This is a genomic window from Caulobacter henricii, from assembly GCF_001414055.1.
Classification (GTDB): domain Bacteria; phylum Pseudomonadota; class Alphaproteobacteria; order Caulobacterales; family Caulobacteraceae; genus Caulobacter; species Caulobacter henricii.
The window spans coordinates 3,817,243-3,830,825 of sequence record NZ_CP013002.1; the positions used below are offsets into that span (position 1 = coordinate 3,817,243).

Consider the following 13,583-nt stretch of genomic DNA (forward strand, 5'->3'; position numbering starts at 1 on the left):
TCAGGGGGTTAGCCCTTGATGTTGGAGAGCCGAAGCTGACGCGCGCGGGTCAGGATCGCATTTTCGATATCGGTGGCCGTCTGGTCAGCCGCCGGCACATCGGTCCAGCCGCCGGCACCGTCCTTGGCCTGCTTGAACACATTGACGTTCAGGCCGTCAGCGCGAAGGCGGGTGTCCAGGATATAGATGGTCGCCTTGAAGCGCTCATCGGGCTTTTCCGGGTTCACATACCAGTCGGTGACGATCACGCCGCCATAGGGATCGGCCGAGGCCAGGGGCATGAAGGCCAGGGTGTCGAGGGTCGCCCGCCACAGATAGCCATTGACGCCGATCGAGCCTTCGCTGGCCGGGGCCTTGCCGCCGCCGCCGCCCAATCCCTTGAAGGGATTGAAACCGCCCACGTCGTCTTGCGACACGGTCTGGAACACCTTGGGACCCTTGGTGCTGCCGCAGGCCGAGAGGCCCAGAACCGACAGCGCCAGCATGCCGGCAACGACGCCCCGCAACACTGACCCACGCTCAAACGCCATAGTATCTCGCTCCAATGTCTCGCCGGCGCGATCGCGCAATCTGGCGCGCCCCCGCGGCCGGAGCCGGTCTATAGCATGGCCGCGCTGCCTCAAAACAGGAATCGCGTGACTGGTCCGCCACAGGCGCCGCCTGAATCGCATTCATCGTCCGATTGTGCGACCAAACGCCGGTTGACCACGTTAGGGTCAGGCCATTAAGCGATCATAAGGGCGCACATTCTACAGTCGGGATGTGTGTGGTTTGGGACAGGCGACAAGACAGTGATGACCGCGACGCGTTTCATTACAGCCGGTGCAGCGGCGCTGATCCTGACGGGATCGGCGACGATCGCACAGGCGCAGGTCAAGACTCGCGCCGCTACGCCTGACTTTACCGTGAAGAACGACTTCACCAGCAACCCGAAGGGCGTGTTCAGCCCGCAGGACTCCCGCAAGACCCTGCAGTGGGACGCCAAGAAGGGCAAATGGGGCCTGAAGCTGGGTCTCGACCAGCCGCTGGGCCGCGAAATGGAACTCAAGGACGTCGAGGCCGGTGCCTATTTCAAGGTCACCCCGTCCATTCGCGTCGGTGGTGCGGTGGCCCTCGGCGACAACAATCCCGCCCTAGCCGCCCGCAAGGCCGAGCCAGTTGAGCCCGCGCCGCGCGTCCGCCTCGAAACCGCGTTCAAGTTCTAACTCAGCAACGCGTCGACGGCCGCCAGGCCAACGATTCCCGTCCCTTCCAGCTGTTCAACTGTTTCCGCCCGGATTCCGCCCAGGGCGTAGATCGGTGTGTCAGTCATCCCGACCCATCGCCGAAGACCCTCCACGCCCAGGGGTGTTCCGGCTGACGGGCTGTTGCTGGCGAAAACCGGCGAAACGAACAGCGCATCTGCGCCCAGGGCGCTGGCGGTTCCGACAGCCTCCGCATCATGGGCCGCCTGGGTCAGCAGCCAGTCGGATCGCCTCGCCCGGATGGCCGGGGCCGTGTTTCCGAGCCTCTGCGGCAAGTGAAGTCCGTCTGCCCCGATCGTCTCGGCCAGGTCCTCATCCGCGCCGACCAGCAGGAGAAGACCTCTCCGGTCGGCGATACGCCTTAGCCTGTGGCCCTGATCGACGGCATGGGCCGCGCCAAAGGCCCTGAACACCACCGCAGCATGCCTCGGCAGGCGCTCGGCGACGGACTCGGGGTCCGGCACCCTGGCCGGGTCGGTGAAGAAAACCAGGCTCGGCAGCACAATTCCCCGCACCGTCCTTGGCGCAAGGGTTCTGGCCGTCCTAGACAGGGCCTCCAGTTCACCGCCGGTCTTCACGATCATGTCAGACGCCTCCCAAACCAGCCCCCTGGCCTCAATCCGGGCCCGCATTGCTGCGGCCGAGGTTGCGGCCGGTCGTGCACCGGGCTCGGTCACGCTGGTGGCTGTGTCCAAGACCCAGCCCTGGGACCATATCGCCCCGGTTCTGGCGGCTGACCAGACGGTGTTTGGCGAAAATCGTGTCCAGGAGGCGATGGAGCGCTGGGCGCCGCATCGTACCGGCCTGGAACTGCGGCTGATCGGACCACTGCAGACCAACAAGGCGCGCGAAGCCGTCGGCTTCTTTGATGTCCTTGAAACCCTGGACCGCGAAAAGCTGGCCCGCGTTCTGGCTGACGAAATCCAGCGCCAGGGCCGGGCGATCCGCCTCTATATCCAGGTCAATATCGGGCAAGAGCCGCAGAAGGCCGGCATCGCCCCGGCCGAGGCTGACGCCTTCATCGCCGCCTGTCGCGGGCCCTACGGCCTGTCGGTCGAGGGCCTGATGTGCATTCCGCCCGCCGAGGATGATCCCGCGTCCCATTTCGCCGCCCTGAGGGCCATTGCGCAGCGCAACGGCGTCGAGAAGCTGTCCATGGGCATGAGCGACGACTTCGAGACCGCGATTGCCCAGGGGGCCACCTCGGTGCGGGTGGGCTCGGCGATCTTTGGGGTCCGCGCGCCGCAGTGAGAAGCGGTCCGGGCCAAAGGTCTCTTGGGGCACCCCTGCGGGGCGAAACCCTTAACCGGGCACCGAAGACGCTTTGCGGAATTGCTGGGGCGTAAGCCCTGTCTCGAGTTTGAACGCCCTGTTGAAGGGACCGATAGAGCCAAAGCCGCAATCATAGGCGATCGTGAGAATGGGCAGGTGCTCGTAGGCGGGATCCGCCAACTGCCGTTTGGCCTCCGTGATGCGGAAATGGTTGGCCATCTGGTTGAAGTTGCGAAAGCCCAGGGGCCCCGTGATGCAAGCCGTGATCTTGTAGTCGGGTTCGCCGAGGCGGCGGGCCACATCCGCCACTTTCAAACTCTGGCGGGTGTAGAGGCCGTCCTGCACCATCAACTGCCGAAGCGCCGGGGCCAGGCCGTTGGCGTCGCTCGTTCTATCGCGCTGCCGTTCCGGACGGGTGACCGACAGGGGATGTCGATGGCGATACCAGATGGCCGCCCCCATCCCCAGCAGAGAGAAGATGGCACAGGCGGTTCTGATGGCCATCCGCTCCTGCGCGGTCAGCTCGCCGGCCGGGGCACCGCTCACCCAGATGACCGCAATGGCCAGCGAGGCCAGGTAGCCGGCCATAAAGGTCAGGCGAAAGCCTTGCTCGCCCCGATTCAGGCTCGAGTTCAGGCCCTTCAAGGGTTCGATGGCGGCCAGCAGGAGGAGGGCCGAGCTGACCAGCTCGCCCAGATTGCCAACCATGCGGGGCAGGGGTCCGGCACTCGCGCCTGACCAGCGCAGGACGGCGCCGGACGCCACCAGGATCAGAACCAGCCCCAGCGGCCACAGTTCCCGCCGGGGCCTGGCAGGCTGAAAAAGGGCGCGGACCAAGAGCCACGACCAGCCGCAGGTCGCGTCGCCCGCGACCGCGACCAGTTCGGAAACCAGGCCCAGGCGGCGCCCGATGATCTGGCTGAGACAGAATGCACCCACGGCAGCGGCGAAGAGCGCGCCATAGAGGAGCGTATCGTCTGGACGCCCTCCGCTGCGCGGCGTCGTGCCCAGGCCCTCAGCGCGCATGGAACCCCTGTTCCTCAAGCCGGCCGCTCATGAGCAAGCTCCAAAAAACCTGACCGATTTCCAAATCGGCGAGAACGTCGCTGTGAAAACCCGCACGCCTTGGCCGATCGCAATCCGCCGAGAGTAGAACGAACATGACGACAGCAGAACTTGCAATTCCATCGAAGACCGCTTCGCCGGGCGAAGCCCTTCTGAGGCGAGCTGGCGTGGCCTGGTTCCTGGTCGCCGCAGCCGGCCAGGGTGCCTTCATCTGGATGATCATCGCCCACTATGGTCGCAGGACCATGGCCGGCGATCTGGCCGGGTGGAACGACAAGCCCATCATCAAGGGCTACGTCTCCGCCGATGACCTGGGCAACCTCATGTTCGCGGTCCATGTGCTGCTGGCGGCGGTGGTGACGCTTGGTGGACTCTTGCAACTTGTACCGGCGATCCGTCGAAAGCTGCCCGCCTTGCATCGCTGGAACGGACGGCTGTTCTTCATCATCGCCTATGTGATGGCCCTCGGCGGGTTCTGGCTGACCTGGGTGCGGCCCACCTATCTTTCGCTGATTTCGGCGGTTTCGGTTTCCCTCAATGGTGTGCTGATCCTGGTCTTTGCCGGTCTGGCCTGGCGGTTTGCCGTGACGCGGAAGTTCGAGGCCCATCGCCGCTGGGCCATGCGCGCCTTCATGGTCGTCAATGGCGTCTGGTTCCTGCGTGTCGCCATCATGGGCTGGGTGGTCGTGTCTGGCGGCGGTCTAGGCATGAACCGCACGCTATCGGGACCGGCCGATATCGTGCTGCAGTTCGGGTCCTACCTGATCCCTCTGGCAGTGCTTGAGGTCTATCTTCGCGCCCAGCGCAGCGCGCGCCCCATTGTCAAAAGGCTCGCGGCGGGACTGGTGATCGCGATGACCGTCGTCACCGCGGTCGGTGGGGTCGGTGCCACCCTGTTCATGTGGGGGCCTTACATGAAGTGACGGCGAGCGCGCCCAGCCGGACTCCGGGTCCGGCGCACGGGGCTCGCCTAGATCCCGATCTCCACCGCATCCCCGGGCTGGGCCGTGGCCAGAAGGGCCTCCAGATCCGCCCGCGCCAGGGCGACGCAGCCTTCGGTGCCGGAAAAGTCCTCGCGGGCCAGATGCAGGAAGATCGCCGAGCCCATGCCGGGAACCGGCGGATCATCGTTGTGGGCCAGGATGCCGACCAGGTCATAGACGTGATCGTCGCGCCAGAGCCGCTCGGCGCTGGCGGCATAGGGCAGCTTGACCGGGCGATTATAGGCCGGATCGCCCGGAGCGTCGCACCAGCCGTCGTCCGGGGCCATGGGGCGAACGGGCAGGGCGGTGGTCGGCCCGTCTGGATAGACGTCTGGGCGATAGAGGATTTCGCGGATCAGCCAGACGCCGGCGGGGCTCCTGTTGTCGCCCTCGCGCTTGTCGGCGGCGGCAATGACGCCGGCCTTGCCCAGGGCGCAGCGGACGGCGCGTCCGTTGATGTCAATCTGGCCGTCAGGGCGGGCCTTGAAGATCATTGTCGCCTTCTCCGCTCCCAAGGGTTGTCGCGAGGGGTCGCACCGGTGCATGTTCCGCCATATGGCGCAACGCAAGACCCTTTTGCTGATCGACGACGACGACGACCTGCGGGGCGCGTTGGCTGAACAGCTTGCCCTGCACGAAGAGTTCGCGGTGGCCGAGGCCGCCACGGCGGGCGAGGGCGTGCGGATGGCGCGCGAGATCAAGCCCGATCTCGTGCTGCTGGATGTCGACCTGCCCGACATGGACGGCCGCGAGGCCTGCCGGCTGATGCGCAAGAACGGGGTCATGGCCCCAGTGATCATGCTGACGGCGGCGGCCAGCGACTCAGACACCATTCTGGGCCTGGAATCCGGGGCCAATGACTATGTCACCAAGCCCTTCCGTTTCGGGGTGCTGCTGGCCCGCATCCGTGCCCAGTTGCGCAGCTACGAGGCCTCGGAAGACGCCCTGTTCCGCATCGGCCCCTACGAGTTCCGCCCCTCGGCCAAGCTCCTGGTCGACGAGAAGCAGAAAAAGGTGCGGTTGACCGAGAAGGAAACCAATATCCTCAAATACCTCTATCGCGCCGGCTCAAAGCCGGTCTCGCGCGAGGAACTGCTGACCGAGGTCTGGGGCTACAACGCCGGGGTCACCACCCACACCCTGGAAACCCACGTCTATCGCCTGCGCCAGAAGATCGAGCCGGATCCGACCGTGGCCAAGATCCTGATCACCGAAATGGGCGGCTACCGGCTGCAGCCCTAGGCCATTCGGAGCCAAAACCTCGGCCTCAAGCAGGCTTGGAGCCAGCGCGCCTGGAGCGCCAGAGACCCAAAGAAAAACCCCGGTCGCATCGCTGCGCCGGGGCTTTTTTGTTTCGGTGGAGGGTCGGACGCCTAGGCGTTGCCGACCATCACGCCTTCGGCCTGGGCCTTGCGGGCGGCATAGACGCCGGCGAAGTCGATCGGGTCGATCAGGAAGGGGGGGAAGCCGCCTTCGCTGGTGACGTCGGCGATCAGGCGACGGGCAAACGGGAACAGGAAGCGCGGGCACTCGATCAGCAGGACCTGCTCCAGATCGGCTTCCGTCACGCCCGAGATGTGGAACAGGCCGCCATAGACGACTTCCACATGGAAAACGGCCTGGTCTTCGCGGGTCGCGCGGGCCGACAGCTTCAGGTCCACCTCGAACAGGCCGTCGGTGCGGCCGCGGGCATTCATTTCGACGCCCATATCGATGGCCGGCTGGGCCGTGCCTGCCCGCAGACTGTCGGGCGCATGCGGGCTCTCGAACGAGAAGTCGCGCACGAACTGGGCCATGATGCGGATGCCCGATTGAGCGGCCGCGTTGTCGTCTGCAAGCGCCTCAGGGGCGGCGGTCGTGTCGGTCATTAGGAATAAATCCGTACTCGGCGTCTAAAAAGGCCGCTAGGAGAGAGCGGCGCTGCTAACACGCGGGCGGCCTTGGTGCAACGCCAGGCGCCTTACGCGAGAGCTCGCCTCACCTATATAGACATGGCGACCAGTCTGTCGAAGCAGCCGCGGATAACCAAGTGCTTATGCAAATTCTCGTCCTTGCCGTCATCGCCGCCGTGGTCCTGTACCAGCTCTACGCCACACTCGGGCGTCGGGTGGGGCGTCAGCCCGAGGATGCGCCGGCGACCGGGGCCAGAACCGTTCCGGCACCGGCCGGGCCGGCCGAAGCCATCGCCGCCGGGCCCCTCGAAGGCGTCGCGGCCCTGCGCGCGCGCCAGCCCGACTTCAACACCGCCCATTTCCTGAGCGGGGCCCGCTCGGCCTATGAGATGATCGTCAAGGCCTTCGCTGTCGGTGATCGCGAAACCCTCAAGCCGCTGCTGGCCGACGACGTCATGGCCAATTTCGAGGCGGCGATCGTGGCCCGCGAGGCCGAGGGTCGCAGCGAGACGGTCGAGATGATGTCGCCACCGCGGGTCGATCTCGACACGGTCGCGGTGGTCGGCGACACCGCCCGGGCCGTCGTGCGGATTCTGGCCGAGGTTCGCGCCAGGACCACCAGCACCGAGGGCGACGCAGTGGATGACCGCCGCACCGCCGAGCTCTGGACCTTTGAACGTTCTCTGAAATCGACCAATCCGAACTGGATCCTGGTCCACGTCGCCGCCGCCGAAGCCTGATGCTGCAGAACGGTCTGATCGCTGTCGCAGCCGCCCTGACCCTGGCGGCCTGCGCAACCACGACACCGACCCCGGTGGCCACCGGTCCCGTCGCGCCCCCGGTCCTGCCCGGTGCGAGCCCGACCCCGGCGTCTGCGAATCCTGTCCCGACCCTGCAGGCCCTGGCTTTTGGCACCCTGGCGGGCTGGACCGAAGAGGACCACCTGGCGGCTCTGGATGCCTTCCGGGCCGGCTGCGGTGTGGCGCGCGAGCCTGACATGGCCCGGGTCTGTCGTCTGGCCCGTACCGACGGACCGCGCGATGAACTGGGGGCACGTCTGTTCCTGGAAGCCAATTTCAGACCCCAGGCGGTAGGGGATCAGGGCCTGCTGACCGCCTATTTCGCGCCGAAATACGAGGCCCGCCTGTCGCGTTCGGACGAGTTCAGCGCGCCGGTGCGGGGGCTTCCGGCGGATCTGGTCATGCTCGACCTTGGGGCCTTCGAACCGTCCCTGGCGGGCAAGAAGGTCAGCGGCCGGGTCAGGGCCGGCAAGTTCGAGCCCTATCCGGACCGCAAGGCCATCGAGGCCTCGCCCGCCGACAAGCCCCTGGCCTGGATGCGGCCGGAAGAGCTGTTTTTCCTGCAAATTCAGGGGTCGGGCGTTCTGGTCACACCGGACGGTCGCCGACAGCGGGCCGCCTTCGCCGGCGGCAATGGCAAGCCCTTTGTCGGCATCGCCACGGCCATGCGCGACCGGGGCCTTCTGACCGACAACAATACCTCTGGTGACGCGATCCGCACCTGGCTGGCCGACAATCGCGGCCCGAGGGCTGACGAGATCATGCAGCTGAACCCGCGCTACATCTTCTTCAAGCTGTCGGACGACGACGGCCAGGAGGCCGTGGGCTCGGCCGGCATACCCCTGCCGGCGGGCCGGGCCATCGCCGTTGATCCCAGCCGTCACGCCATGGGCGGCCTCTACTGGCTGGACGCCGCAGCCCCAAAGCTGGCGGGTGCCTTCCCCGCCTATCGCCGTCTGGCTGTGGCTCTGGACGTGGGCGGAGCCATCAAGGGCGAGGTGCGGGCCGATCTCTATACCGGCAGCGGCCCCACCGCCGGCATCGAGGCCGGTCGCGTGCGCCATGACCTGCGGATGTACCGCCTGGTTCCGATCCCGAAATCCTAGCCATGAAGCGGCCGCCGCGACCGGAAGAACTGCGCCTCTGGGGCATGGTCGCCGACACGGTGCATGCGCGGCCTGGCGACAAGCCGCTGAAGCTGCGGGCCAAGGTCAAGATCAAGCCGGTCAGGGCCCCCAAGGCCGCCAAGGTCCAGCCCACTCACCTGGCCTCCATCGCCCCCCTGCGCATCGACCCGTCCGAGATCAAGCCGACACCGGTCAGGACGCCCAAATCCGCACCCGGCCATATCGAACCCAATCGCCGCAAGCGCCTGATCAAGGAGCATGATCCGATCGGGGCGCGGCTGGATCTGCACGGTTTTGACCAGGACCAGGCCCGCCCGGCCCTGGAAGCCTTTATCCGGCGGGCCTATGCCGATGGCCATCGCGCCGTCCTGATCATCACCGGCAAGGGCAAGATCGGCCACGGGGTCCTGAAGAAGCGCACGCCGGAATGGCTGGCCGCGCCGGCCCTGCGCGAGATGATCGCCGGGGTATCCCAGGCCGACCAGCGGCACGGCGGAGAGGGCGCGCTCTACGTGGCGCTGAAGCGGCGGGCCTAGGCGCGGGGCCTCAGTCGTCTCGCTCACGGCCCTGACCGCCCTCGCCGCCACCTTCGCCGGACTCGCCGTCGACGCTGCGGTGACACCGGACACAGTTCTGGATGTTGCGGATGCCTTCTTCCCGATGCTGGGCCTCAATCTGCCCGGGCTGGTGAGCATGGCAGCCATAACAGGTGAAGGTCCGCAGGTTCCCGCCGACATGACAGGTCGAACAGGGCGCGTCATGAGGGCCCGCCAGCTTGAAGTAGCGGCCGTGATCAAAGGTGGCGGGTTTCCAGGCCTGGGTGCCGTGGCATTGGCTGCAGGGCAGGGCCACACCGCGATGAAAGTCGTTGCTCGGTGCGCTGTGGCAGCTTGAACAGGCCGCCCGGGCCTGGGGTTGTAACAGGGCATGGTTGAAAGGACGGACGAGATTGTGCGTCAGCCTGGGCCTTGGGTGATCGGTGTGGCAGGCCATGCAGTCCTGCGAAATCAGGGTCTGGTGAAAAGGCGGCCGTGAGCCCGGGTGCTTGATGAATTCTCCCAGGGTCGTGCGACGGCCGATGTCGGCGACGGTGTGGCAGGCCACGCAGCGTTCCGTCGATGCCCCGGCCAGGGGCGCATGACAGGCAAGGCAATTCTGCTGCAGGGCCGCATGAGCAGGTTTGAGGTCCCCGGGACTGACCATCTGGTGGGGGAAAACGAAGATCAGGGCGATGATCGCCGCCAGACCGACACCGATGCTGATCCAGACCCATCGCGGTGTCATTTCCAGCCCCACAGGACAAAAATGGCGCTGACATGCGCCAGGGCGAGGATGGCGAAGACCAGGGCGATCGGCAGATGTACCTTGCGCCAGGCTCTCATCACATCGACGGCCAGGCTGTCATTGTGAAGTCGCGCGCTGACCTCGGGGTCGGAAACCCCCTCGGCCTTTAGTTCCGTGCGCGCCGCCTTGAGCCGGGTTTGGGCGCGGCGAAGCAGGTACTTGCCGGTCAGTCCGCTGACGATGTTGATCAGCATGGCGACCACGGCCAGCCAGGCCAGGACAGCATTGAAGTGAATGCCGGCATGGACAAGCACCAGCAAGGACCCCGTCCAGGCCAGTCCTTCGTGCAGGTGGAGCAGACGCACGGGGTCGCCGCTCTTGAGGATGCCCCGCTTGCGCAGCGAATGTCCGAACGAGGCCAGGATGAGCAGGACGCCCGGTATCCCCAGATACCGGCCGATCCACACCGCATCGATCAGGTGCAACAGGGCGTCGACCAAGAGGGTCGTGAGCAGGAGGGCGGCCAGTCCCAGAAAGAACGGCAGGACTTCACGCAGCAGGACTTGCGGCTTGGTGGACAAGGGCTCAGCCCTGCCCAGGACCCGAGGAAGGTCTCGGAATCTGGCGGATCACGGCCGCGCCGGGGCTGAACACCGGTCGGATCAAGTCACGCATGGCGGCCTCACGACGCCGCAATCGGCGCTGCCTTTCGCCCCTTTTGCCCTGGACACGGCGAGGCGGCCTTGTGCTGGATCAAGCCGATCAGAAACGGCTTGGCGCGACCTGGCGTGGGAGGGCGCCCTCAAGGTCAATCCGGCAACAGCAGGCGAGCGAGATGCTCGGCTATTGGGTCTGGCGCGACGCCTTCTCGGCGATACCTGAAGTCCCCTCACGGGCCACCAGCTTGTCGGCCACGGCGTCGAGCGAGACGCCCGAGGCCGCCAGCAGCACCAGCCAATGATAGAGCAGGTCGGCGCTTTCGCTGGCGAGTTCGTCCGGGCCCTGGCCCACGGCGGCGATCACCGTTTCGATGGCTTCCTCGCCCAGCTTCTTGGCGGCCAGCTTCGGGTCGGCCAGCAGCCTGGCGGTATAGGAGGCGGCCGGATCCCCGCCCTTGCGGGTCTCTATCGTGGCGGCGAGGCGCTCCAGGGTTTCGAACAACCGGCTCATGCCGCGCTCTTCAGATCGTCAAGGCGCACGGGAATGCCGGCCTGCGCCATGGCCCGCTTGGCCTCGCCGATGCTGATCTCACCGAAGTGGAAGATCGAGGCGGCCAGAACGGCGGCGGCGTGACCGTCGCGGGCGGCTTCGACCAGGTGCTCGGTCTTGCCGGCCCCGCCCGAGGCGATCACCGGCACGTTCACAGCGCCGGTCACGGCCTTCAGCAGGGGAATGTCATAGCCGATCTTGGCCCCGTCGCGGTCCATCGAGGTCAGCAGGATCTCGCCCGCGCCCCGTTCCACCACCCTGGCCGCCCAGTCGACGACGTCGAGGCCGGTGTCCTTGCGGCCGCCATAGGTCCAGACGTTCCAGCCGCTGCCGTCTTCGCGCAGCTTGGCGTCGATGGCCACCACCACGCACTGGGCACCGAAGGCATCGGCCCCGGCGGCGATCAGGTCAGGATTTTCGACGGCAGCCGTATTGGTCGAGACCTTGTCGGCCCCGGCCAGCAGCAGACGGCGCATGTCTGAGACCTCGCGCACGCCACCGCCCACCGAGACCGGCATGAAACAGACCTCGGCCGTGCGGGAAATCACGTCCAGGATCAGGCCGCGGCCTTCGCTGGAGGCGGTGATGTCGAGAAACATCAACTCGTCGGCCCCGGCCGCGTCATACGCTCTTGCCTGCTCTACCGGATCGCCGGCGTCGCGCAGGGCCACGAAATTGACGCCCTTGACCACCCGCCCGTCCTTCACGTCGAGGCAGGGAATGATCCGGGTCTTCAGCATCAGGCCGCTGCCACCGTCAGGGCTTCGGCCGGCTGGATGGTACCGGCATAGAGCGAACGACCCAGGATGGCCCCGGCGATCTTGACGCCCTTGCGGGCCTTCAGGCGTTCGATGTCGGCGACGGTCGCCACACCGCCCGAGGCGATGACCGGGATCGAGACCGCATCGGCCAGCTCGCCCACCCCCTCGACATTGACCCCGGTCAGGGCCCCGTCGCGGCTGATGTCGGTGATGATCAGGCCGGCCACGCCGGCGTCTTCGAAGCGGCGCGACAGGTCGATGGCGCTGAGCTCGGACAGGCCGGTCCAGCCGTCGACCGCGACCTTGCCGTCACGCACGTCCACGGCCACGGCGATCTGTTCGGGCCACAGGCGGGCGGCCTTCTTGACCAGTTCGGGATCGTGCACGGCGACCGTGCCCAGGATCACCCGGCTGACCCCGGCCTCGATCCAGCCCTCGATGCCCTCAAGCGTGCGGATGCCGCCGCCCAGCTGCACCGGGATCGAGATCGACTCCAGGATCGACTGCACGGCAGCCGTATTGACCGACTTGCCCTCGATGGCACCGTTCAGGTCGACCACATGCAGCCACGAGAAGCCGTCCTTGACGAAATGTTCGGCCTGGTTGGCGGGGCTGTTGTTGAAGACCGTCGCCTTGTCCATGTCGCCGTGCAGCAGGCGCACGCACTGGCCGTCCTTCAGGTCGATGGCGGGATAGAGGATCATGGGCGCCATTCCAGAAAGTTGGCGAGCAGGGACAGCCCTGCGGCTTGCGATTTTTCGGGGTGGAACTGCACCCCTGCGACATTGTCCCTGACCACTGCCGCCGTGAACGGGCCGCCGTGGTCAGTCGTCGCCAGGACATCGGCCGGATCGGTCGGGGTCAGGGCGAACGAATTGGCGTAGTACATGTGCGCGCCGTCTTCGACACCCACAAACAGTGGGTGATCACGCGTCAGTTTGATGGCGTTCCAGCCCATATGGGGAATGGTCAGGTTCGGGTCGCTCGGCGCCAGTTTCCTGACCTCTCCGGCAATCCAGTCCAGGCCGGGCGTAACCCCGAATTCCAGACCCCGGGTCGCCAGCAGCTGGTGTCCCACGCAGATGCCCAGGAAGGGAACGCCCCGCCCGTGCACGGCCGCGTTCATGGCCTCATAGACCTGCGAGGCGTCGAGGCCGGCGCGGCACGAGGCGAAGGCCCCGACGCCGGGCAGCACCACGCGGTCGGCGGCCGCGACGCGGCCCGGATCGGCGGTGACCACGATGTCGGCAGCGATCCCGCGACGACGGGCGGCCTCACGCAGGGCCTTCTCGGCCGAGCGCAGGTTGCCCGACCCGTAATCGATCAGGGCGACGGTCTGCATGGGAAGGTTTCCTACAGCACGCCCTTGGTGGAGGGGGCCAGGCCGCCGGTCTTGGGGTCGATCTCGACCGCCTGACGCAGCGCCCGGGCCAGGGCCTTGAACCCGCTTTCGGCGATATGGTGGGTATTGTCGCCGTAGAGGGTCTCCAGGTGGACGCAGGCCCCCAGGTTCATGGCGAAGGCGTGGTGGAACTCCTTGAAGAGCTCGGTGTCCATCTCGCCGACCTTGGGCCGCTTGAACTCGACCTTCCAGATCAGATAGGGCCGGTTGGACAGGTCGATCGCGCAGCGCGTCAGGGTCTCGTCCATCGGGATATAGGCGTGGCCGAAGCGCCGGATGCCCTTGAAGCCGTCCAGCGCCTTGTTGATCGCCAGGCCCAGCACGATGCCGGTGTCCTCGACCGTGTGGTGCATGTCGATGTGCAGGTCGCCCTTGGTCTCGACCTTCAGGTCAAAGCCGCCGTGGCGCGCGAAGCTCTCCAGCATATGGTCGTAGAAACCAATGCCGGTGGAGATCGTCGAGACGCCGGTCCCGTCGAGATCGATCCAGACCCGGATCTGGGTCTCCTTCGTCTCGCGGACCACTTCAGCGGTGCGGGCCATGG

19 protein-coding genes are annotated in these 13,583 nt (G+C 66.5%); 7 read left to right on the forward strand and 12 right to left on the reverse strand.

The features are described from left to right. Positions 1–8 precede the first annotated feature (8 nt). Positions 9–545, reverse strand: coding sequence for a DUF3576 domain-containing protein (locus AQ619_RS17860; RefSeq protein ID WP_166504300.1), 537 nt, complete (start codon positions 543–545; stop codon positions 9–11). Between the two features lie 249 nt (positions 546–794). Here AQ619_RS17860 and AQ619_RS17865 point away from each other — a divergent pair, with 249 nt between their 5' ends. Continuing rightward, entirely contained in the window at positions 795–1,205 is a 411-nt protein-coding gene (locus AQ619_RS17865) for an NtrZ family periplasmic regulatory protein (protein ID WP_062150919.1), read from the forward strand. Here the strand turns inward: AQ619_RS17865 and AQ619_RS17870 are convergent. Then, positions 1,202–1,828 (reverse strand): thiamine phosphate synthase, encoded by a 627-nt coding sequence (locus tag AQ619_RS17870; protein ID WP_174515185.1) that lies wholly within the window; start codon positions 1,826–1,828, stop codon positions 1,202–1,204. The genes AQ619_RS17865 and AQ619_RS17870 overlap by 4 nt on opposite strands. On the opposite strand from AQ619_RS17870, the gene AQ619_RS17875 reads away from it, so the two are divergent. Then, the gene (locus tag AQ619_RS17875; RefSeq protein ID WP_062150922.1) at positions 1,827–2,495 is read left to right on the forward strand and encodes a YggS family pyridoxal phosphate-dependent enzyme; all 669 of its coding nucleotides are present in this window, start codon (positions 1,827–1,829) and stop codon (positions 2,493–2,495) included. The two genes, AQ619_RS17870 and AQ619_RS17875, sit on opposite strands and share 2 nt — an antisense overlap. 51 nt (positions 2,496–2,546) lie before the next feature. Here AQ619_RS17875 and AQ619_RS17880 read toward each other — a convergent pair whose 3' ends face one another. Beyond that, positions 2,547–3,542 carry a helix-turn-helix domain-containing protein gene (locus AQ619_RS17880; protein ID WP_062150925.1) on the reverse strand — a complete coding sequence of 332 codons (996 nt, stop codon included), beginning with the start codon at positions 3,540–3,542 and terminating at the stop codon, positions 2,547–2,549. A 206-nt stretch (positions 3,543–3,748) separates the two neighbouring features. Between AQ619_RS17880 and AQ619_RS17885 the strand changes: the two genes are divergently transcribed. After that, positions 3,749–4,504 carry a DUF2306 domain-containing protein gene (locus AQ619_RS17885; RefSeq protein WP_236849504.1) on the forward strand — a complete coding sequence of 252 codons (756 nt, stop codon included), beginning with the start codon at positions 3,749–3,751 and terminating at the stop codon, positions 4,502–4,504. A gap of 47 nt (positions 4,505–4,551) precedes the next feature. Here AQ619_RS17885 and AQ619_RS17890 read toward each other — a convergent pair whose 3' ends face one another. Continuing rightward, positions 4,552–5,058, reverse strand: coding sequence for a L,D-transpeptidase family protein (locus AQ619_RS17890; RefSeq protein ID WP_062150930.1), 507 nt, complete (start codon positions 5,056–5,058; stop codon positions 4,552–4,554). Between the two features lie 61 nt (positions 5,059–5,119). Here AQ619_RS17890 and AQ619_RS17895 point away from each other — a divergent pair, with 61 nt between their 5' ends. Beyond that, the gene (locus AQ619_RS17895) at positions 5,120–5,806 is read left to right on the forward strand and encodes a response regulator transcription factor (protein WP_062151853.1); all 687 of its coding nucleotides are present in this window, start codon (positions 5,120–5,122) and stop codon (positions 5,804–5,806) included. A 131-nt stretch (positions 5,807–5,937) separates the two neighbouring features. Here AQ619_RS17895 and secB read toward each other — a convergent pair whose 3' ends face one another. Continuing rightward, the gene (gene secB, locus AQ619_RS17900) at positions 5,938–6,432 is read right to left on the reverse strand and encodes a protein-export chaperone SecB (RefSeq protein WP_062150933.1); all 495 of its coding nucleotides are present in this window, start codon (positions 6,430–6,432) and stop codon (positions 5,938–5,940) included. Between the two features lie 167 nt (positions 6,433–6,599). On the opposite strand from secB, the gene timA reads away from it, so the two are divergent. Genes timA through AQ619_RS17915 form a run of 3 tightly spaced genes read left to right on the forward strand, consistent with a single transcriptional unit; the run spans position 6,600 to position 8,919 of the window. Next, positions 6,600–7,196, forward strand: coding sequence for a TIM44-related membrane protein TimA (gene timA / locus AQ619_RS17905; protein ID WP_062150936.1), 597 nt, complete (start codon positions 6,600–6,602; stop codon positions 7,194–7,196). Next, positions 7,196–8,362 (forward strand): murein transglycosylase A, encoded by a 1,167-nt coding sequence (mltA, locus tag AQ619_RS17910; protein ID WP_062150938.1) that lies wholly within the window; start codon positions 7,196–7,198, stop codon positions 8,360–8,362. Before timA ends, mltA begins: the two co-directional genes overlap by 1 nt. 2 nt (positions 8,363–8,364) lie before the next feature. Next, positions 8,365–8,919 carry a Smr/MutS family protein gene (locus AQ619_RS17915; protein WP_062150940.1) on the forward strand — a complete coding sequence of 185 codons (555 nt, stop codon included), beginning with the start codon at positions 8,365–8,367 and terminating at the stop codon, positions 8,917–8,919. Positions 8,920–8,929: 10 nt separating this feature from the next. Here the strand turns inward: AQ619_RS17915 and AQ619_RS17920 are convergent, their stop codons facing one another. The 7 genes from AQ619_RS17920 to hisB all read right to left on the reverse strand — a co-directional run bounded on the left by AQ619_RS17920 (position 8,930) and on the right by hisB (position 13,581). Further along, positions 8,930–9,667, reverse strand: coding sequence for a cytochrome c3 family protein (locus tag AQ619_RS17920; protein WP_062150944.1), 738 nt, complete (start codon positions 9,665–9,667; stop codon positions 8,930–8,932). Further along, entirely contained in the window at positions 9,664–10,248 is a 585-nt protein-coding gene (locus AQ619_RS17925) for a hypothetical protein (RefSeq protein ID WP_062150946.1), read from the reverse strand. The genes AQ619_RS17920 and AQ619_RS17925 overlap by 4 nt, the downstream gene beginning before the upstream one ends. A 262-nt stretch (positions 10,249–10,510) precedes the next feature. Beyond that, positions 10,511–10,837, reverse strand: coding sequence for a phosphoribosyl-ATP diphosphatase (locus AQ619_RS17930; protein WP_062150950.1), 327 nt, complete (start codon positions 10,835–10,837; stop codon positions 10,511–10,513). Continuing rightward, positions 10,834–11,616 (reverse strand): imidazole glycerol phosphate synthase subunit HisF, encoded by a 783-nt coding sequence (gene hisF / locus AQ619_RS17935; RefSeq protein ID WP_062150953.1) that lies wholly within the window; start codon positions 11,614–11,616, stop codon positions 10,834–10,836. The genes AQ619_RS17930 and hisF overlap by 4 nt, the downstream gene beginning before the upstream one ends. Beyond that, on the reverse strand, positions 11,616–12,350 hold the full coding sequence (gene hisA, locus AQ619_RS17940; protein ID WP_166504301.1) for a 1-(5-phosphoribosyl)-5-[(5-phosphoribosylamino)methylideneamino]imidazole-4-carboxamide isomerase: 735 nt from the start codon (positions 12,348–12,350) through the stop codon (positions 11,616–11,618). Before hisA ends, hisF begins: the two co-directional genes overlap by 1 nt. After that, complete coding sequence (hisH, locus tag AQ619_RS17945) at positions 12,338–12,979, reverse strand: imidazole glycerol phosphate synthase subunit HisH (protein ID WP_062150960.1); 642 nt, start codon at positions 12,977–12,979, stop codon at positions 12,338–12,340. The genes hisA and hisH overlap by 13 nt, the downstream gene beginning before the upstream one ends. An 11-nt stretch (positions 12,980–12,990) precedes the next feature. Next, the gene (gene hisB / locus AQ619_RS17950; RefSeq protein WP_062150963.1) at positions 12,991–13,581 is read right to left on the reverse strand and encodes an imidazoleglycerol-phosphate dehydratase HisB; all 591 of its coding nucleotides are present in this window, start codon (positions 13,579–13,581) and stop codon (positions 12,991–12,993) included. Positions 13,582–13,583: the final 2 nt, after the last annotated feature.